The organism is Pollutimonas harenae, from assembly GCF_004153685.1.
In the GTDB taxonomy this organism is placed as follows: Bacteria; Pseudomonadota; Gammaproteobacteria; order Burkholderiales; family Burkholderiaceae_B; genus Pusillimonas_C; species Pusillimonas_C harenae.
The window spans coordinates 165,058-184,389 of sequence record NZ_SDQD01000003.1 but is presented as its reverse complement, the minus strand read 5'-3'; the positions used below and the strand labels follow the sequence as shown (position 1 = coordinate 184,389).

The following is a 19,332-nucleotide window of genomic DNA, read 5'->3' as shown; positions in this document are numbered from 1 at the left end:
CCATGTGGAATCGGGATGTCGAAGCTTGGTGGGGCGCTGTGGGCTGGTACGGAAAAATGCCGGCCAATGGTGATTTTGTGCATAGGCGGCTGAGTCGCGAGCTGATGCAGTGGTGGGACAAATGGCTGCAAATGGGTGTGGCAGGCATGCGCCAGAGAGATGCCGCAAGTATTGAAGCAGCTTATCAGGATGCGCCACTGTGGAACTTCGCCATTCCGGCCGGTTTGGGCTCGGGAGCAGTGCAGTTGGGGTGCATGGGTCCCAGTCGTGATCGGGTGGGACGTTGTTATCCACTGGCCATTGTGTTGAGCGTGCCCGAGCAGGATTTTGGGCCTGCTGTACTGACCGGAGCAAGTGGGTTTTATCGACAACTGGGGATCAGCCTGCTGGCTGCCTTGCGTCATGGCTGTAATCCAGAGCAGTTCGACCAGTCTTTGCGTCAGGCTTGTCTTGAGATCAACACCATGGTCCGGGAGCAACGGCCTGCAGTGGCTGATCCTGGTGCAGATATCCTGAGCGTGCTCAATGTTGGCCATGGTTCACCTTTGTTGGTGGGTGACCACGACGAACTAGGCTGGAAGGACTTGCCATCGTTTTTCAATCCGAGCTCACACACCAGCTATTGGTGGACCAACACCATAGAGGGTTCAGCCTACAAGAGTCACGTTCATGGCGGGGCGCTCAATGCCACCTTGTTCAATAAACTGTTTATCTCCCACGCGGGCTACCGATGACGACAGGCACTGTTCATTCCAGCGGGATTCCTTTAAGCCGTAGCGGCTGGCTGTCTGCCGGCTATATGCTGACTCAAGCCGATCTTGAAAAGTGGTTGGCCCAATTATGCCGCGCACTATTGCCCTTGCATGAGCAAAATAAGCTGTATGGGGTTGTTGCGCCCGATCATGTCTTGTTGGATTCTCAGGGTTGCATGCAGATAACTTCCGGGCATGTGGTGCCAGTGGACAGTCGCGCGGCAAGCCATGGTCTGCATGAAGAGGTTAATCAGGGATACGCCGCATTTGAGCAGTACGTTGATGACCCCGCCTGGCCACAAGGGCCGTGGACGGATATCTACGGCATGTCCGCGCTGACACGCAGCTTGATTCTGAAGCAGACGCCACCTGATGCTGTGCAGCGCATGATTACGGATACCTGTGTACCTTTGCAGGAGATGGGTTTGCCCGGTTATTCGCCTGAGTTTCTAGGCGCAATAGATCAGGGTATGTCTTTGCTGCCGCAGCAGCGTTTTCCGAGTATCGATGCGTTTGCCGAAACCTTAGGGTTGTCGCAGCTTGCTGCAAGCCCCTCGACCGCAGCGCACGTTCCCATTGATGCGGGCAGGTCCGACAACGAAAAGAGGAAAGCACCGATCTGGATGATCGCGTGCGTGGTAATCGCACTGATCGCCACGGGCGCGTATTTGATGCGTGAACAGAGCACTGGCATGCAGGTGAACGCTGTACCGCAGGTGCACGAGGCCAAGCTGCCGCATGCGCTGGAAATGGCGGCCGCGCCTGAGTCTGAAGCAGATCCGGCACCAGAGCCTGTGACCACTGCCGACCGCTCGCCTGAACCCAGGCCAGTGGTGAAAGCCGCTACTCCCATAGACATGGAGGCGCATGAGGCTGCCAGGATCGTATTGCTCGCTGCCGAACAGGAAGCTGAAACCAGTGAGGAGACTGCGTTGGCTGACGCGGCCAGCGCTAATGTTCGTGTTGACCTGTCGATCAAGCCCTGGGGCGAAATCTTCATTAATGGCGCATCTCAGGGCGTATCGCCACCTTTGCGGTCTTTGTCCTTAAAGCCTGGGGAATATCGCGTAAGCATCGTGAACGGCAAACTGCCACCGCAGCAGCAGACCTTAACCGTACGTGCGGGCAAGCCGGCTCAGCTTGCCCATGATTTCGAGTCGGGAGACTGAGGCAGGCTTAATGCATCAATTTATCAAAAAGTAAAAAGGGTAAAGAAGTATCCATGTCATCAAACTGATGTTTTGCTTTTCCATACTGCCGAGTGATCGATTTTTCATATATTCGCAAGACAGGAGAGCCAGTCAATGAGAGCCGCCGCCAAACCAGGAGTCGTACTGCAATATGATCCGGTGCAATTGCTGGGCACGGTGATCCGGATGGAAGCGGGCGGATATTGCGTGGTGCAATGCGAAGCGACGGAATGGCGTGTTCAGCGAGCCGCCAGTTGCCTGCTGGTCCCGGCGGTTGGCGATACGGTGCTGATCAGTGGACCCATTCCGAAGCAAACCTATCTGATTGCGGTCATTCATCAGTCTGAACCCAGTACCGCCCGCCTGGAAACACAGGGTCATATGGTGATTGCCTGCCCACGAGGAAATATCTCTGTGCAGGCCGGACACAGTGTCACCTTGCAAGGTGACGAGGACGTGGTGCTGGATACGGCGGTACTGCACATGCGGGTCAACAAGGCGGAATGCACGGTAGGCGAGCTGGACTACATGGGGACCGGCGCGCGGGTCAGCGTCTCGGCGGTTCGCCTGATCGGCAGCGCCTGCGAAGTCGTGATGGACCGCATTTCGCAATTGGCGCATCAGGTGTTTCGTCTGACCGAGGATACCGAGCAAGTCCGTGCGGGCCGTATCGATTATCAGGCAGAACACACAGTGCGCTTGCACGCACAGCATACGTTGTTGACCGGTACTGATCTGGTCAAGGTCGACGCTGATCAGATACATATGGGCTGAGTCAAAGGCAGCCAGACGCATGCAGGAGAAAAACGCGTGAATCGTACCGTCAAAGTCAGCACATCATTTCCCGGCGATACCTTGATCTTTCGTTCGCTCCACGGAGAGGAAGAGCTGTCAACCCTGTTCGAGTTCGAAGTGGAGATGTTGTCTGAGTCCCATTCGCTTGATCTGAAGCAGTTGCTGAGCCAGCCGCTGACCATGAGTATAGATTTGGGTTTATCGGGCACTCGCTATCTGAACGGACAGGTCATACGCTGCAAGCTGATCGGCCGCGCCAGCGCGACTTCGCGCTACTACATCTATCGTGCCGTTGTGCGCCCGTGGTTGTGGTATTTGACGCAAACCACCGACAGCAAGATATTCCAGGAAAAGTCCGTACCAGAAGTGATTCGTGAAGTGCTGGCCGATTATGAGTTTTCCAGCGAGTTCAAGTTGAGCGGCAACTATCGTACCTGGGAGTATTGCGTCCAGTATCAGGAAACTGACTTTGCCTTCATCAGCCGCCTGATGGAGCACGAGGGTATTTATTATTGGTTCCGACATGAGGACGGCAAGCATGTATTGGTGCTGACGGACGACATGTCTCAGCATGATCCTTATCCCGGCCTGGACTCATTGCCGTATATAGGGCCAGACCGCGTCGTGCAAGCCGACAAGGAGCACATTTCCCGTTGGGAGCCGGCAGAGCAGGTTACGCCGGGCAAGTTCGCCACAGTGGACTACGATTTCAAGAAACCGGCGGCCAGCCTGGATGCGCTACGCAGCAATCCAGGCTCGTATGCAAACGGCGACCTGGAGGTGTACGAATGGATGGGCGGCTACACCGAACCCGACCAGGGTGAGCACTATTCGCAGGTGCGTCTTGAAGCACTGCAGGCTCAGCAGTCTCAGGCAACAGGGCATAGCAATGCGCATGCGCTTGCACCCGGCCGCCTGTTAACCTTATTCAACCATCCGCGCCAGGCCGAGAATCGCGAGTACCTGATACAGAAAGTGGTGTATCACGTGCGGGAAAGTGATTATGCCAGCGCCGAAGGCGACATCAGCCAGTTCGAGGTCGATTTTGCCGTGATTCCCTCCAGCCTGTCATTTCGTCCTGCCCGCGTGACGCCTTTACCGCGTACCCACGGACCTCAGACGGCCAAGGTGGTGGGCAAGCCTGGCGAACAAATCTGGACTGACCGCTATGGCTGCGTCAAGGTGCAGTTCCGCTGGGACCGCTACGGGCAAACTAATGAAAACAGCTCCTGTTGGGTACGTGTGTCCAGTCCTTGGGCAGGCGGCGGCTTTGGCGGTATTCAACTCCCGCGTGTCGATGATGAAGTGATTGTCGACTTCATAGGCGGTCATCCAGATCGCCCCATCATCATTGGCCGGGTCTATAACGCCAGCAATATGCCGCCCTGGGATTTGCCTGGCAATGCCACGCAAAGCGGTTTTCTAAGCCGCTCCAAGGATGGCGACCGCAATGCTGCCAACGCTTTGATGTTCGAGGACGTGGCCGGCGGCGAGCGCATCTGGCTGCATGCAGAGCGCGATTTGACGACCGAGGTTGAGGCCAACGAGTTGCACACGGTGGACGGTGATCGCAATACGGTCATTATGGGCAATGACACATTGACCGTCATGAGTGCGCGCACCAGCACGACTCAGGGCCAGGAAACTGAAACCTTCATGGCGGGGGCGGATCGCACGGTGACCGGCGCCGTCAACGAGACCATTACTGGTGACGAAACGCGCAGTGTGACGGGCAATGTGATCGAGACCATCAAGGGCAACGTCGATGAAACCATTACCGGCAATCTGACGCAGACCACGACAGGCGATGTGACGCGCACGATTACCGGGCCTGTGGTCGACACCACCACCGGGACGGTGGATGAAACGATTACCGGCGACCATACGCAGACCACCACCGGGACCGTAGCACGTACGATTACAGGTGACACGACTGACACCATAACGGGCACTGTCACCCATACCGTAACTGGCGACACCACCAGCACCCTGACGGGCACTTTGACTAAAACCGTGACTGGTGCGGTCACGGTCAATGCGGATGCCGGCGTTACGGTGACCACGCCTTCGTGGACACTGAACAACACCGGACCCACTGCTTTTTGGCAATCGAGCTATGCGAGAGGTACACCGGCCAGGTTCACGGTGACCGGCGCCGCGGCTGATGTGTGGGGACTCAGGGGACAAGCCTATGCCCTGAACTTGCAATACGCAGTGGTCAAGCTCGATTTCTTTGATTTCAAGAATGACAGCGGACAAATTGAGCTCACCCAGAAACTGGTCAAGCTATCCGGGACTGCTGCTGCCAAAATCAGCACGGGCGGTTTGAACCTGTACACCAAAGTAATGAATATTTTTATGTAAGGCAGGCATGAAAAGCCGGATACAAGAACAGACCATGATCAGGAAGCCGGGAACGACCATGCCAAATAGCATCATGATCGTGCTTGGGGTGGCGGTATGCGCCGCAGTGTTTTGCGTTGTCATGATGCGTGCGCTGATCACCGAGCACACGCATCCGGCGTGGTTCTGGGTGATCCTGGGTTTTTCTCTGCTGATGTTTGTTGTGCTGACCTTGGGGTTCCTGCCTCGGCCGGAAGAAAGACTGGCTGACAGGCTTGGCCGCGACAGCACTGCAGTCCAGACCACGGCCAGGATCGTGGCCTTGGATCGCAGGGGTGCCGAGGAAGGCCACACCATGCATCGCACCGGACTGACTCTGACGCTAGCGGTCAAGGAGCATGGCGGAAGTGAACGCGCTGCCAAGCTGATCGTTTGGGTGGAAGACGCTTTGTTGCCCAGTTTTGCCACGGGCGAAACGATACATGTGCTGTACGACCCTGAAGATCCGGCTAAGTTGGCCATCGATCGGCGTCATACGCCAGTCCAGGTTCAGTAGTGCCAACAGGCTCAGGCCGCAGGAGTCCTTGCAAGACATGCGTATTATCAAGCCGCTAAGACTGAGTATCTTGAGTCGTCCATACCAGTATCGCAGGCAGCATCAATTAGGCGTTGCCATATTGGCCATGACCACGCTGGACGCTGATCCGGGTCTGGTGATGGAGGCTGATGTGTGGAAGATTTCCGGCGAAGAGCTGGACGAGGACGAGGTGCTGGACCTGAGCATACCCAAGCCGTGTGCCGAATTTCTGGTGTCGGGCAAAGCCTGGTCACATGATGCGTCCGAACCGGGGCGGGTGGCCGTCAGGGCGCGTGTTGATCACCTTGAAAAAAACCTGATTGTGCATGGTGACAGGCATTGGGTGCAGGGCGGCATGAGCCCTGCTGGTGTTGTGCAAGGCGTACCTGTGAACTGGCGTCACACCTACGGTGGCTCTGGCTTTGCTGAGAATGAATGTGGCATGGGATCGGTGCGTGGCGCCGATGGAGTGTGGCATATACCGAATGTAGAAGCGCTGGATCAGCGACTTAGGCGTGAAGGTCAGCTTGGCAAACCCGTATCGTTTGGGCCGATTTCTCCCACCAGGCCCCGTCGCTTCAAGCTGGCAGGCGGCTATGAAGATCGTTGGCTGACTGATGGTTTTCCTGGCTTGCCCGATACGCTGGATCCGCATTTCTTCAATACAGCGTCGGCTGACCAGTGGTTTGTCAAGCAAGCCGAGCTGGCGCCCGCGGCCGAGTACGAGATATGGAATATGCACCCGAAGCAGTCCTGCCTGCAGGGCCGGCTGCCGGCCCTGCGCGCGCGATGCTTTTTCCAGCGCCACGGCGCTGAGGATCTGGAAGAAATCAGCATGCGGCATACCACGGCCTGGTTCTTTCCCGACCGTGAGCGGGTGTTGCTGATTTTTCATGGCGCCGTGCCTTTGACAACGGATGACGGTTCCGAGATCGCCTGCATCATGCCGGCACTCGAATCCCTTGATGAGGAAGCGCGCAGCCCGGAACACTATCGCAAAGTGCTTAAGCAACGCCTGCCTCGTGATACGGGCGCGCTGTATGCCTTGCGCGACAAAGACCTGTTGCCGGAAAACATGCTCGACAACAGTGATTTTCAACAAGCCAGCAGTGGTGTATTGAGCAGGCCGCAGATAGTCAACCAGCGCCAGCGGGCCGCAACGCTCAAGCAAGACATGCTCGCCCGTGTTGAATCGGCAGGCCAGAATCCCGCTGATTATCAGCTGGACAGTGATGAGTGCACGCCGCTGGAGTCCATGGATGATCTGCCCGACTATGCACGCAGCATGCGGCGTAAGACCCGTCTCATGAAAGTTGACATGCTCAGGAAAAAACGTGCCGCTGAAGAGCAGCACAAAGAAGCGTTTCAGGACCTGCCGCAAGCCAAGCAGGCCATGGATGAGGCAAGTGGTGGCGCCGCGGATAAACCGGGAGGGCCTCCTCGTCTGCATCAGGATGAAAGCATGATGACACTGCGCAGCATGGCGCGTGTAGCAGAAGCGAAGGGCGCCGGTGGTATGAGTGTGGCGCAGTTTGAAGCCATGCGGGACGACGCGCAGGCGCAATTGGGCAAGTTGTATCGCTATGCGGCACATCATCAGTCTGCTGCCGAGCCCGCCTTGGGCGGGCGCAGTGTGCGCATGCGTCGCAGAGTGCAAGCGCTAATGCAGGGCAGCCGTGATTTATCAGGCCTGGACCTGACAGGCATAGATCTGTCAGGCCTGGATTTGTCGTATGCCCGATGCCATGGCACATGGATGGAGCGGGCCAATCTGAGCGGAACGACGCTGACAGGCGCCGATCTGACGCGAGCCGTGCTGGCGCGGGCGCATTTTTATGAGACGGATTGTCGTGGCGCCATTCTGGATGAGGCCAACCTGGGTGAAGCTCTGGTTCATGCAAGCATTTTTGATGAGGCACGCTTTGATACGGCCATACTGGATCGAGCCGTGTTTACGAAAACAAGCTTTGTGAAGACGGTCTTCAAGCGCTGCGTACCGTCCGGTATAGAGTTTGAGGACTGCCGTTTTGATCAGGCCAGCTTCGATAGCGTGACCTTCTGGCAGCAATCCCGTTTTGAACGCCTGGCCTTTCCCGAGGCGACCCTGCACCGCGTGGCCTGGGTCGAATGCGGGCTGGACAACATGGACTACAGCGGTGCCAGCCTGACCGCCTGCGCCTGGGTACAGAGCGTTTTCTCTAGCCCAGCACACTATGTGCAAAGCCGGCTCAAGACTTGTTGTGCCGTGCTGACGGAGCTGACGGCCGCCCAATTTACCGATGCCTTGCTGGATGAGTGCAGCTTACGCAGCCTCAATCTGGATAAGGCAAATTTCGACGGTGCGCGGCTGAAGAATTGTGACTTGTCTGAAGCCAGCCTGCGCGATGCGAGCTTTGTGCGCGCCGATGCGTGTGGCTCCTTATTCATGGAAACGGATTTGACCGGAGCTGACCTGCGCGACTCCGACCTGATCGATGCGCTGATGCAAAAAAGTGACTTTCGATTTGCCGACCTGAGTGGAGCCAACCTGTTCCGAGCAGATATCTCCCAGTCCTTGCTCGAGTCCAGCACGCGCACGGCCGGCGCTTATACCAAGCTGGCAAAAACCTTGCCCAAGGCGCCGCAGGCGGGGGGCAGGGCATGACACCTGAGCTCTTGCGTGCGCGCATCAAGGGCGGTGAACCCTTGATGGATATGGACCTGCGCGATCTGATCCTGACCCCGGGAGATTATGCCGGTGCGATCTTTATGCGCTGTGACTTACGTGGTGTAAACCTGGCAGGGCTGGACTTGCGCGACAGCCAGTTTATTCGTTGTCAGTTGCAGGACACTCTCTGGGATGGCGCGCAACTGGACCAGTGTGCGTTTCATGGCTGCGATGCCAGCGGCGCCACGATGCGTACCGCTCGTATAGAGGAGATGACTTGGTCGGAAAGTGTGGCTACCGGCATGGATATGAGCGGGACACAATGGGTATCGGTCAATGTCATCAAGACGGACATGACGGGCGTCTGCCTGGCGGATACCAGCCTGAAACAAAGCAGCTTTACCGAATGCATATGGGGCAAGGCCGATATGAGCCGGACCCGACAAGAGCAAGTGCTCTACTTATATGGCGATTTAACGCAGGTCATGCTGGAAGATGCGTATTGGGATGGTGTGGTGTGCGTGGAGTCTGACTTGTCAGGCCAGGATTTGGGCGGCCAGACGCTGCAGCGCTGCCAATTGACCGAATGCCATCTTGAGGGCTGCAATTTTCAGAATGCCTTGCTGGAGCAGACCAATTTCAAGGGTGCCCACATGCGCGGCGTGCAACTGAGCCATGCGCGTGCGTCGCGTGCCATGTTTGTACACGCTGACTTGCAGGATGCCTATTGCCAGGGCGGGCAATATATGCAGAGTCTGTGGGCTGATGCTCGCCTGGACCAGGCTGACTTCAGCGGCGCTGACCTGACTCAAGCCATATTGCATCGCACGCGCTGCGACGGCACGTCCTTTGCGAACGCTGAGCTGGAGTACGCCGATTTTTCTTATGCCGACGTGTCGCGTGCCGATTTTCGAGGTAGCCGTTTCATGCGTACGCAGTTTCATCGCGCATTGATCGCGGATACGCATTGGGGAAATCGAGCAGGCGTGCTGGAAAAAGACCCTCTTTTGTTTGACGCGGAACAGTGGTCCGCGAAGCGTCCCACCGCGCCCCGGGCGGGTTGGTGAAAGGAAGCCATACGTATGTTTGCAAATTGCCAGTTGATGGGGCTGGACCTGGCCTTTCCCGATATCTGCAAGACGCCGCCGGCCCTGCTGCCTATTCCGTATCCGAATCTGGCCCTGGGACCCATGGGTATTCCGAATGCCTGGAATATTCTGCTGATGGGTATGCCGGCGCACAACCTGCTGACCACTATCCCGCTGACCAATGGTGACAATCCGGGCCTGGCGCTGGGCCTGATTTCGCCATCGGTCATGGGGCCTTCCCGTCACATTACTTGTGTGCCTAATGTTCTGTTCAAGTGCATCCCGGCGACACGTCTGACCAGCCTGGCTGTACAGAATCGATGCAATGCATTGGGTATGCGCGTGGTACCCAGCCAGATCAAAGTGCTATTGCTTGGAGCAGGTGGTGGAGGCGCTGCGGCAGGGCGTGGCAAGGGCGGTGGCGGTGGGGCTGGCCGAGGAGGCAAGGGCGGGAGCGGTAACGCAGGCAAGGCTGCCAAAACCGGAAAGCAGGCCAAGACTGCGTCGGGCAAAGGTACACCCCGCAAAAAGAGTTTGCGCGAACAATATCTGGGCAGGACGCCAGGGAAGAAGTCCAAGACCGGGCGAGCGGTGCAGGACAAAATGCGGGCCGAGAAGAAGCTGCGCGAAAATCGTCGGGGCGAGACCGAGTTTAAGGCGTCCAATGACAAGTGGTATCCGCTAAAAAATGCAGATATGGCACATAAAACAGATGCCGTGTCATGGTGGAACAGTATAGGGCGGAAGTTTAAGCCCAAATCGCCTGAAGTCAGACGTTGGATGCGTGATCCGGACAACTACACACTGGATCATTTCAGCTTGAATCGTTCTGCAGGCGCTAAACTTAAAGAAACTTATTTGCCGCCGTTGTAGGCGGTCAGGAAAATAGCATGTCAGATGTTTTACCCTTGCCTCCCGAGGCAGAAGAAAAGCTCTATGAATATGGCGCGCTGAGCCGTGAGGCTGAAGAAGCAGGAGATGTCGCCACGGCTGAAAAGTATGTCCTGGCCTGCTGGAGCTGCATTCCCGACCCCAAGCTGGACTATGATCATGCCCAATCCCTGACGGCAGATATCGTCATGTTTTATCGCGATATCGGGCAGCCGCAAAAGGCGAAAGAGTGGTTGCCGTTGGCGTGTGAAGCCTATGGGCCAGAGCCCGACCCTTATGTCGAGTTTATTGCAGCCACCGTTCATTACCAGGCCGGAGAACTGGATGAGGCTTTTGACCTGTTCGACGGCTTGTTCAAATCCTACAAGACCCGTCCCTTCCAGGGCGAGAAGCCGGAGTATCTGGCTTTCTACATGGATAGGGCAAAGGCACAGAAGCTCTCCAAGTAACGCAGCATTATGTTTCGGATGGCTGGCGAACAGCCATCGCACTCGGTACGATCAAGGATACACATGGAACCAACAGAACTTCCCGACGAACTCTACGAGCAGATCGAAAGTCTGTCGGAAGCAGGCAATGAGTGCAGCGAAGAAGAGGATCATGAGGGCGCCATAGAAAATTGGCGGCAGGCGCTGGCCTTGTTGCCCGAGCCTCAGATGGACTGGGAAGCGGCAACCTGGCTGTATGCCTCCCTGGGCGATGCCTATTATCAGTCTGCAGACTATGAAATGGCCAAGGATGCTTTGTACACCGCATTGAATTGTCCTGACGGGCAGGCCAATCCGTTTATTCACTATATGCTGGGCAAATCGCTACTGCGCCTGAACGACGAAGGCGCCATTGATGAACTGTTGCGTGCCTATATGCTGGATGGGGTCGATATTTTCGACGGCGACGAAGAAGAAGGCCCCGACTGCCTGCAGTTGCTCGAAGAGCGAGGCCTGGTAGACGAGTAGGAGGCCGATTTACGATTTTTGGCTTGAACAGGTCAGCATCCTGCCGGTGGCGGTACACTGTGTATCTCTGAATATGGCGGGGCCATTGTCATGAAACTTGTTGAACCAATACTGGGATGGCAGGATGAAATAGCCGCCATTCGACGTGATCTGCATGCTCACCCCGAACTGGCCTATCAGGAAAACAGAACCTCCGATATTGTGGCGCAGCAGCTGGAGTCCTGGGGCATCGAGGTACATCGCGGGTTGGGTGTGACCGGGGTGGTGGGTGTCATACCTGGCACATCCAATAACGGGCGTTCAATAGGGTTGCGCGCCGACATGGACGCCTTACCCATGCAAGAGAGCAATACCTTTGCTCATGCCAGCACTTATCCAGGAAAAATGCATGCCTGCGGCCACGATGGTCATACGGCCATGTTGTTGGCGGCAGCACGTTATTTGGCTCAACATCGTGATTTTGAAGGTGTGGTGTACGTCATTTTCCAGCCGGCCGAAGAGGGCCATGTAGGTGCCCGCCGTATGATTGAAGACGGTCTGTTTACCCGTTTTCCCATAGAGGCAGTGTTCGGCATGCACAATTGGCCCAGCTTGCCTGTAGGCAAGTTTGGTGTTTGTGTGGGGCCTATCATGGCATCCAGCAATTACTTTACCGTGCGTATAACAGGCAAGGGTGCTCATGCGGCCATGCCACATATGGGTGTCGACCCCATTATGGCGGCCACCAATCTGGCTCAGGCCTTGCAAAGCATTGTCACACGGAATCGCAATCCTTACGACCCAGCTGTCCTGAGCATTACTCAGATCCATGCCGGCTCGGCCGATAATGTCATTCCGGATACGGCGGAACTGCGCGGTACAGTGCGCACCTTTACCGAGGAAACGCTGGACATCATTGAGCAGCGAATCCGTGAGCTGGTACACAGCATCAGCGAAGGTTATGGTTGTACCGCCGACTTTGCTTTTGATCGTAAATATCCGCCCACTATCAATCATCCCAAAGAAACAGCATTCAGCGTTCAAGTGCTGAAGGACCTGGTTGGCCCTGAAAATGTCGATGCCGAGGTTCAGCCCGCCATGACGGGTGAAGACTTTGCCTTGATGCTGAAAGAGCGGCCAGGCTGCTATCTATGGATAGGCAATGGCCAGGGTGATCATCGGCTCCCAGGACATGGCGAAGGGCCTTGCACCTTGCACAATGCCAGTTACGACTTCAACGACGAACTTATTCCCATTGGTGCCAGTTACTGGGTGCAGTTGGCGCGGCGCTGGTTGGCGACGGCTCATTCCATTTAGTTATAAAGAAATGATTATGTTGTCGTTCTGGTATGAATGAATCTTCATTATCCTAACCCCATAGCCTGGGTAGGCCGTCCCGCGCGATTTGTTTTTTAAACGGCGCCGCAGAAGATGGGTATGTCCAAAATTTATGTGATTCATGAAAACTCGACCTGGGTCGAGCCTTTGCAGGCTGCCTTTCGAGAACTGAACTTACCTTATGAAGAATGGTTTCTCGACGAAGGCAAGCTGGATCTCTCCGAACCGCCGCCCGAGGGAGTTTTTTACAACCGGATGAGCGCTTCGTCGCATACTCGCGATCATCGCTATGCGCCCGAATACACGGCAGCGGTACTGTCGTGGCTCGAGTCGCATGGCCGACGCGTCGTGAACAACAGCCGTGCCTTGCAGCTGGAGGTCAGCAAGGTTGCACAGTATGCAGCACTGTCGAACTACGGTGTCAGAACGCCCCGTACCATTGCCGCAGTGGGCAAGCCGCACATTATCGAAGCGGCCCGGAAAATGACGGGCTCGTTCATCACCAAGCATAATCGCGCAGGCAAGGGGCTTGGTGTGCAACTGTTCCATAGTGTTGAAGCGTTGCAAGACTATGTGAACAGCGATCAGTTCGAGCCTTCCATCGATGGCATAACCCTGATCCAGCAGTACATTCGCGCGCCCCAGCCCTATATAACGCGTGTCGAGTTTGTAGGCGGCAAGTTCCTGTATGCCGTGCGTGTCGATACCTCGCTGGGCTTTGAGCTCTGCCCGGCAGATGTCTGCCAGATCGGCGATGCATTTTGCCCGGTGGGCGAGTCCGCGCCGGCGGCCGCCGCGCCCCGTTTCGAGATTATCAAGGGCTTCGATAGCCCCATTATCCAGCGCTACCAGCGGTTCATTGCCGAGAACGGCATTGGTATTGCGGGTATCGAATTCATTGTTGATGAAATCGGTGAAATCTACACCTACGATGTCAACACTAATACCAACTACAACAGCGATGCGGAAGCCGTCGCCGGCTTGTACGGCATGCGCGCGATTGCCCAATACCTGGGGCAGCAACTCCAGGACGTAAACACCACGCTGCGTAACGCTCAGCCGGTGCCGGCAGTCGCCTGACCGGCCCATCCCTTCTTTTTAAGGCGTCCGTCATGTGCCGCCTTGAAGGCGGCTGCGTCCCTGGCTGAGCAAGGTCTTCAGTGTCTGCCAGCCTTTAGGGTCGTCGGCCATGGACACGGCCAGCCTGAACCGGGAAGAGGGTGCCTGAACCGGTGAAAACAAGACGCCGGGCGCGAACAAAACGCCGGCTGCTGCCGCCTTGCGTGCCAGCGTCTCGGTATCCATGCCGCAGTCCGCCCACACAAACATTCCGGCGTGCGGTTCTTGCGGCACTGAACAATCTGCCTGCAGCAGCATCTTGATGCATTGGTCGCGAGCATGGTCCACGCGAGTGCGTAATCGTTCCACATGACGTCGATATTGGCCTTCTGCCAATATGCGATGGAGCACTTGCTCTCCTAATTCTGGCGTGGTGAGCGCGCCCAGCAGCTTGGTGTCGACCAGTTTATCGATGAGGGCAGGCGAGCCTGCCACAAAGCCGACCCGCAGGCTGGCTGCCAGCGTTTTGGAATATCCTCCCACCAACAATACCCGGTTCAGGCGGTCCAGGGACGCCAGGCGTACAGGTGCCGTGGGATGGAAGTCGGCGTAGGTGTCGTCCTCGATCAGCAGGAAGTTGAAACGCTCGGCGATGCGTAGAGTTTCGTAGGCTACCCCGGCCGATAAGGTGTGACCGGTGGGATTGTGAACGGCGGTATTCACAATGAACAATTTGGGTTGATGTATTTCAGCCAGATGCGCCAGAGCTTGCGTATCGGGTCCGTCTGCCAGGCGAGGCACACCGATGACTTTTGCGCCCAACGCCGTCAGGCGGCCGAATATCACGAACCAGCCTGGGTCCTCTACAAGCACGGTATCACCAGGCCTGATGAGGCTGCGTGAGATCAGGTCCAGACCATGTGTGACGCCGGCGACGGTCATCAGATGGTGTTCGGGATGAGCCGGCACGTCTTGCGCCTGCAGGGACAATGCGATTTGCTGGCGCAGGGCTTTAAGCCCTTTGGGCACGCCGTAGCCCACCAGGCTGCGGCCTATGCTGCGCCCAACGGTGCGCACGGCTGCAGCAACCATCTCGTGGTCCATCCAGGAGGCTGGCAGCAGGCCGGCACTGCCAGGCAAGCTGGTTAACGCATCTTCACGGAACATGCTGCGCAACAAGAATGCGGTGTCAAAGGCGGCATCGGGTGCCAGATTTGGCGCGGTGGCGGATACGGACAGCGAGGCGGCGGGAGGCGATACGTAAAAACCTGAGCCGCGCCTGGATTGGATGATACCTTGGGCCACCAGGCGGTCATAAGCCTGGACGATGGTAAAACGACTCAAGCCCGACTCGTCGGCCATGGTCCTGACAGACGGAAGGCGCATGCCCGAGCGCAGGCCATGATTCCGTATCCGGAAACCAATGTGTTCTACCAGTTGATCCACCAAAGAGATCTGGGAGCCCCTGAGCGGTTTCCAGGAAGTATTCATTTACTTGAAAGTGTCATGGTATTGATACCAGGCCAGATTGGTTACTGAACTGGAATATTGTATAGGTACTGTATTGGTTTTACACGCTAGTATGCAGACTGAAATCATCGCCTGCATAAGTTTTCCTACCATGATGACGAACAGCGTATTACTGTCTTTGGCCGTGTTTGCATTTGTGAACTCCATCACCCCGGGTCCGAATAACGTCATGTTGACGGCATCGGGGTCCACTTTTGGTTATCGTCGCTCGCTGCCGCACATGTTGGGCATTACGTCGGGGGTGGCCCTGATGCTGCTGCTGGTGGGGGCGGGTCTGGGTACGGTATTTGATGCCATGCCCATGCTGTATACGGCACTAAAGTATGCAGGCGCCGTTTATTTGCTGTACCTGGCCTGGCGTATTGCGCGGGCAGGCGCCATTGACAGCGGTCAAGCACGAGGCAAACCGTTTACCTTTATCGAGGCGGCTGCCTTTCAGTGGGTCAACCCCAAAGCATGGGTGATGGCGGTGGGCATCGTGGCGGCCTATATGCCACAGGAAAATTTCTACTGGAACCTGGCGTTGGGCACGCTGGTGGTGTCGTGCGTCAATTTTCCAAGTATCAGCGCCTGGACTTTGTTCGGCAGCGCCGTAAGACGCCTGCTGCACCGACCGCAGTCGGTGCAGCGTTTCAATATCGCCATGGCGATATTGCTGGTGGCCTCGCTTTATGGCGTGGTGTCGGTGTGATCAGGGGTGGTGACGGCTGCTGGTGCAGCAGGTTCCGCTACGGATGAGTCTCCTGCTGCTTTGTCATCCCCTGCGTCCGGCTTGACGGCCTCTTTCTTGCGCGACCGTATTGCATGAGAGCGCCGGCGATCCGCCAGTTGCCTGGCATGCTGGGCGTCGGCCGCAGTGACCTCGCCGGCAGCTTCGCCATTCAGGTCCAGTCGAGCTGCGCCTTCTGTCATGCATGCCCAGTATCGGCTGCCCTGGCACCAGGTCTTGACGGCCTCTTTGATTTCGGCATTGCTAAGCTTCAAGGCCTCGGCCTGAGCGTACAGGTCTTTATGTATACCCAGTTTCAGTGGCAGCTTGGGCGCGGGTTTTTTTGGAAAGGCCCGCGGGAATTGTCTCTGGAGCCGGGAAATGGTGATGACCACGGGGTCGACAGGAGTTTCCTGCGCCGGTTTGCGACTGGTTTTGCGCGCGCCTTGGGGCGTCTTGCGGGTTTTCCGTTTTTCCTGCTCAGCTTGCGCGACCAGCTCGCGCTTGAGCGCGGCAAGTTGTTCAAATCCCATAAGGCAATCAATCCATGAAGTATGAACCGCGAATTGTAGCAAGCCCGGTGGTGTAAAGTCTTGGACTATCATCAAGAATCTTATGGAGACCCTCGCCATGTTCAAAGTCTATGCCATCGATGGCATTACGCCGGTTGTTGATCCTGGCGCCTATGTGCATCCATCCGCAGTGCTGATAGGCGACGTCATTGTCGGGCCGGGTGTGTATATAGGCCCACTGGCGAGTTTGCGAGGTGACTTTGGCCGCATCACGCTCAAGGAAGGCTCCAACGTCCAGGATGGCTGCATTATTCATGGCATCGCTGAAAACGATACGCTGGTCGATGTGGACGGACATATAGGGCATGGCGCCGTGCTGCACGGCTGTACCATAGGGCGCAATGCATTGGTCGGCATGAATGCCGTGGTCATGGATAGGGCAGTCGTAGGTGAATCCAGCATTGTGGCTGCCATGGCTTTCGTAAAGATAGGGCTGGAGATCCCGGCGCGCAGTCTGGTGGTGGGTTCACCTGCGCGTGTTCTGCGCGAGCTGAGTGATGCCGAGATTGCGGGTAAAACTTTTGGCACCCGGCAATACCAGCGCCTGACAACCCGCAGCCTGGAAACCATGCAGGCTGTGCCGCCTCTGTCGAGCGTGGAAGAAAATCGGCCACGCCTGACACCAGAACAAATCAATCCGTTGGATTAATGCAGATTCTTTCGGTGCAGGATGTGGCTTGAAATGCAGTTTCGGGCTTAGTCGAAAACGTCGGGATTGAGGAGAATCGAGCGGTCAAGGTCATGGATATCGGTGCGGCCGCAGAAGCCCATGGTGACATCCATTTCGTTGGCCAGCATCTGCAGGCAACGATACACGCCTGCTTCTCCCATGGCGCCAAGTGAATACAGGAAGGCACGGCCCACCATGGTGCCTTTGGCACCCAGGGCAACAGCCCTGATCACATCTTGTCCCGAACGAATACCGCCATCCATCCATACTTCGATTTCCTTGCCGACGGCCTGAGCAATGCCCGGCAGGGCAGAAATGGAAGAGGGTGCGCCATCGAGTTGACGGCCCCCATGATTGGATACGATCAGGGCATCGGCACCCGACTCGACGGCCAGGCGGGCATCCTGGGCGTCCATGATGCCCTTCAGCACAAGCTTGCCTCCCCAGCGTTTCTTGATCCACTCGATGTCAGCCCAGCACAGGGCCGGATCGAATTGTTCTGCCGTCCATGACGACAGCGAGGATAGATCGCTGACGCCTTTGGCGTGGCCGACGATGTTGCCAAAACTGCGGCGCTTGGTGCCGAGCATGTTCATGCACCAACGTGGCTTGGTTGCGAGGTTGATCAGATTGGCCAGAGTAGGCTTTGGCGGAGTCGATAGCCCGTTTTTGATGTCTTTATGGCGTTGGCCCAGTACCTGCAGGTCGAGCGTCAGGACCAAGGCCGAGCAGTTGGCCGCTTTGGCGCGATCAATCAGACGCTCCATGAAATCACGGTCGCGCATCACATAGAGTTGAAACCAGAAGGGCTGGCTTGTGTGCTTGGCGATGTCTTCGATTGAGCAGATGCTCATGGTGGACAGGGTGAAGGGAATGCCGAACCGCTCGGCGGCCTTGGCACCCAGAATTTCGCCATCGGCATGCTGCATGCCGGTAAGGCCTGTAGGGGCAATCGCGACAGGCATGGCTACATCTATGCCTATCATCGATGAACGCAGGCTGCGCTTGCTGATGTCCACCGCGACGCGCTGGCGAAACTTGATCTTATGGAAGTCCGCCTCGTTGGCGCGGTAGGTGCTTTCCGTCCAGGAGCCTGAGTCGGCATAGTCGTAGAACATTCTTGGCACGCGCCGCTCGGCCAGTTGGCGAAAGTCTTCGACGCAGGTAATCTTTGCAGGAGTGGACAAGGAAAGTCTCCGGATATTCGTTTAAGGTCTTGGGCTACTGTGCAGTGCTGACATTGTTACGCAAGCAAGCCGTGGCTGCCGGCGAAATAATGCATCGTAATTCAAAATACTACAAGTTCAGGCCAGGCGCAGGTCTTCAACTTGGCTGGCATGCACCAGCAAGGCCTGGTGGCCGGACCACCATATGACACGCGCTACACGCGTTTGTCGGGCGATTTCAAGGGCTTGCCCAGCATCGCTTTCCAGGAAATGGGTGTGGCATCTGGCCAGTATGGCCTGTGCCTTGTGCGCGGCGGTTTGTTCGGCGCTGTACAGGCTTTCATTGCGCATGATGAGTGGGCCGTGAAAGCCATGACGGCTCAGCCAGGCCTGTGTGCGCTCGCGGTCTTGCTCGGGGCGGCCAGTAATAATGGTGATGTCTGTCAGGCTCAGCCCGGGCAGTGTCTTGTTTGGCAGCAGCAGGTCGCGCTGAGCCAGTGTGTCTTGCAAGGCTTGTGCGTAAAGATGCTCCGGCAGGTCCATCAGTAGAATGCCATCCAGGTCTATGGCCCATGAAGCGTATTCATGCTCGGGTTTGGCGGGTTGATTTCCAGTTTGGTCGAAGGCAGCGCTAATGGATGCTTGTTCCCATGGGAACCAGGCGCGCATGCCTGCAGGTATTTCCTGGCCATAGTCGGGCCGGATGCGCGAATCGGTGTCGTAGGCCAGTGTGAATACTTTTGTATCGTGGCCCAGTTGCTGCAGAAACGCCAGGCTGTCGCTCAGTGTGGTTCCTCGTCCCGCAATATCTTCGACCAGCAGTATGCGGGATGGGGCGCCAGGTTTTTGGTTTGTATACCAGGAAACGCAGCGGTCGGCACGAGAATAGGACAGGGCGTACAGGGGCAGACTCAAGCCCATGGATGCCATGAGACCTGGCACCATGCCACCGCGCGCAATGGCGACGACTGCATCGAATTGCAATGAGCGCCATTGTGGAAGGTATTCCGCAATGGCGATTTCCACGCGGGAATAATCGTAAGGATAGGCACTGCGCACTGGATTCATGG

The 19,332-nt window shown here is 56.7% G+C and carries 18 protein-coding genes; 14 read left to right on the top strand and 4 right to left on the bottom strand.

What is annotated here, in order from left to right; genetic code table 11:
* The first annotated feature begins 2 nt into the window (after positions 1 to 2).
* The 12 genes from tagF to ERD84_RS13530 all read left to right on the top strand — a co-directional run bounded on the left by tagF (position 3) and on the right by ERD84_RS13530 (position 13,636).
* A complete protein-coding gene (gene tagF, locus ERD84_RS13585; protein ID WP_130040210.1) occupies positions 3 to 734 on the top strand; it encodes a type VI secretion system-associated protein TagF in 732 nt (243 codons plus the stop codon).
* Complete coding sequence (locus ERD84_RS13580) at positions 731 to 1,921, top strand: serine/threonine-protein kinase (RefSeq protein ID WP_130040209.1); 1,191 nt, start codon at positions 731 to 733, stop codon at positions 1,919 to 1,921. The genes tagF and ERD84_RS13580 overlap by 4 nt, the downstream gene beginning before the upstream one ends.
* A gap of 135 nt (positions 1,922 to 2,056) precedes the next feature.
* Positions 2,057 to 2,716: a DUF3540 domain-containing protein gene (locus ERD84_RS13575; RefSeq protein ID WP_130040208.1), complete on the top strand. Its 660-nt coding sequence runs from the start codon at positions 2,057 to 2,059 to the stop codon at positions 2,714 to 2,716.
* Between the two features lie 36 nt (positions 2,717 to 2,752).
* Positions 2,753 to 5,101, top strand: coding sequence for a type VI secretion system Vgr family protein (locus tag ERD84_RS13570; protein WP_130040207.1), 2,349 nt, complete (start codon positions 2,753 to 2,755; stop codon positions 5,099 to 5,101).
* 58 nt (positions 5,102 to 5,159) lie between these two features.
* Positions 5,160 to 5,636 carry a DUF3592 domain-containing protein gene (locus ERD84_RS13565; RefSeq protein WP_130040206.1) on the top strand — a complete coding sequence of 159 codons (477 nt, stop codon included), beginning with the start codon at positions 5,160 to 5,162 and terminating at the stop codon, positions 5,634 to 5,636.
* Positions 5,637 to 5,673: 37 nt separating this feature from the next.
* A complete protein-coding gene (locus tag ERD84_RS13560) occupies positions 5,674 to 8,301 on the top strand; it encodes a DUF2169 family type VI secretion system accessory protein (RefSeq protein WP_167667473.1) in 2,628 nt (875 codons plus the stop codon).
* Positions 8,298 to 9,371, top strand: a complete 1,074-nt coding sequence (locus ERD84_RS13555) for a pentapeptide repeat-containing protein (RefSeq protein ID WP_130040204.1) — start codon at positions 8,298 to 8,300, stop codon at positions 9,369 to 9,371. Before ERD84_RS13560 ends, ERD84_RS13555 begins: the two co-directional genes overlap by 4 nt.
* A gap of 15 nt (positions 9,372 to 9,386) precedes the next feature.
* The gene (locus ERD84_RS13550) at positions 9,387 to 10,265 is read left to right on the top strand and encodes a PAAR-like domain-containing protein (protein ID WP_130040203.1); all 879 of its coding nucleotides are present in this window, start codon (positions 9,387 to 9,389) and stop codon (positions 10,263 to 10,265) included.
* Positions 10,266 to 10,282: 17 nt separating this feature from the next.
* Entirely contained in the window at positions 10,283 to 10,732 is a 450-nt protein-coding gene (locus ERD84_RS13545; RefSeq protein ID WP_130040202.1) for a hypothetical protein, read from the top strand.
* 63 nt (positions 10,733 to 10,795) lie between these two features.
* Positions 10,796 to 11,239 (top strand): hypothetical protein, encoded by a 444-nt coding sequence (locus tag ERD84_RS13540; protein ID WP_130040201.1) that lies wholly within the window; start codon positions 10,796 to 10,798, stop codon positions 11,237 to 11,239.
* Between the two features lie 90 nt (positions 11,240 to 11,329).
* Positions 11,330 to 12,535, top strand: a complete 1,206-nt coding sequence (locus tag ERD84_RS13535) for a M20 aminoacylase family protein (protein WP_130040200.1) — start codon at positions 11,330 to 11,332, stop codon at positions 12,533 to 12,535.
* Between the two features lie 120 nt (positions 12,536 to 12,655).
* Positions 12,656 to 13,636, top strand: a complete 981-nt coding sequence (locus ERD84_RS13530; protein WP_130040199.1) for an ATP-grasp domain-containing protein — start codon at positions 12,656 to 12,658, stop codon at positions 13,634 to 13,636.
* A 30-nt stretch (positions 13,637 to 13,666) separates the two neighbouring features.
* Here ERD84_RS13530 and ERD84_RS13525 read toward each other — a convergent pair whose 3' ends face one another.
* Positions 13,667 to 15,106, bottom strand: a complete 1,440-nt coding sequence (locus ERD84_RS13525; RefSeq protein ID WP_167667471.1) for an aminotransferase-like domain-containing protein — start codon at positions 15,104 to 15,106, stop codon at positions 13,667 to 13,669.
* Between the two features lie 130 nt (positions 15,107 to 15,236).
* Here ERD84_RS13525 and ERD84_RS13520 point away from each other — a divergent pair, with 130 nt between their 5' ends.
* Positions 15,237 to 15,836 (top strand): LysE family translocator, encoded by a 600-nt coding sequence (locus ERD84_RS13520; protein ID WP_130040198.1) that lies wholly within the window; start codon positions 15,237 to 15,239, stop codon positions 15,834 to 15,836.
* Here ERD84_RS13520 and ERD84_RS13515 read toward each other — a convergent pair.
* The gene (locus ERD84_RS13515) at positions 15,815 to 16,387 is read right to left on the bottom strand and encodes a ProQ/FinO family protein (protein WP_130040197.1); all 573 of its coding nucleotides are present in this window, start codon (positions 16,385 to 16,387) and stop codon (positions 15,815 to 15,817) included. The two genes, ERD84_RS13520 and ERD84_RS13515, sit on opposite strands and share 22 nt — an antisense overlap.
* A gap of 97 nt (positions 16,388 to 16,484) precedes the next feature.
* Here ERD84_RS13515 and ERD84_RS13510 point away from each other — a divergent pair, with 97 nt between their 5' ends.
* Positions 16,485 to 17,075 carry a phenylacetic acid degradation protein PaaY gene (locus ERD84_RS13510; RefSeq protein ID WP_130040196.1) on the top strand — a complete coding sequence of 197 codons (591 nt, stop codon included), beginning with the start codon at positions 16,485 to 16,487 and terminating at the stop codon, positions 17,073 to 17,075.
* 47 nt (positions 17,076 to 17,122) lie between these two features.
* Here the strand turns inward: ERD84_RS13510 and ERD84_RS13505 are convergent, their stop codons facing one another.
* Together ERD84_RS13505 and ERD84_RS13500 are read right to left on the bottom strand one after the other, a co-directional pair.
* Positions 17,123 to 18,283, bottom strand: a complete 1,161-nt coding sequence (locus tag ERD84_RS13505; protein ID WP_130040195.1) for an alpha-hydroxy acid oxidase — start codon at positions 18,281 to 18,283, stop codon at positions 17,123 to 17,125.
* Between the two features lie 117 nt (positions 18,284 to 18,400).
* A complete protein-coding gene (locus ERD84_RS13500; RefSeq protein WP_130040194.1) occupies positions 18,401 to 19,330 on the bottom strand; it encodes a hypothetical protein in 930 nt (309 codons plus the stop codon).
* Positions 19,331 to 19,332 lie beyond the last annotated feature (2 nt).